Consider the following 704-nt stretch of genomic DNA (forward strand, 5'->3'; position numbering starts at 1 on the left):
GCAGACTGGAACGGCTCAGAAGCGCTGACGTTTACGGCTACCGATCCAAGCGGCGAAAGCGTTAGCCAAACGGTGAACTTCACGGTAGCCCCTGTGGCGGATATCGTGGCAGACAACGCGACGGTTGTGGAAGACACGCCGACCATCATTAAGGTCTTAGGTAACGACACGTTCGAAGGTGACGATAAAGTGGTGTCGCTCGATACCAACAACGGTCCAGCTAACGGTACGGTCTCGGTCAACCAGGACGGCAGCGTGACTTACACGCCGAACGACAACTACCACGGTACAGACAGCTTCACCTACATCGTTACCTCCGGTGGGGTATCGGAGTTCACCACGGTGAACGTCGATGTGACGCCAGTGAATGACGCGCCAGTGGCAAACGATGACACGGCCACAACACAAGAAGATACCGCTGTCACGATTGATGTTCTGCCAAACGACACTGACATCGATGGCGATAAGCTGTCGATTGAATCAGCGTCTGTACCTGAAGCGCAAGGCACAGTCGAGATTGTTGACGACAAATTGGTGTTCACACCAGCTGAGAACTTCCATGGTGAGGCCGAAATCACTTACACCGTGACCGATGGTTCGCTGACTGACCAAGCGACGGTCAACGTCACTGTGAATGCGGTGAACGACACGCCTGTGGTTGAAAGCAGCATTGCAGACCAAACTTTGGCGGAAGACTTCACGCC

General features: G+C 54.3%; 1 protein-coding gene. It reads left to right on the plus strand.

The genetic code is table 11. The features are described 5' to 3' along the window. Positions 1-704: tandem-95 repeat protein (locus tag R7M92_RS25005; protein WP_318134580.1), on the plus strand; the 704-nt coding region annotated here is incomplete at both ends.

The organism is Vibrio sp. Vb2880 (assembly GCF_033337975.1).
Classification (GTDB): domain Bacteria; phylum Pseudomonadota; class Gammaproteobacteria; order Enterobacterales; family Vibrionaceae; genus Vibrio; species Vibrio alginolyticus.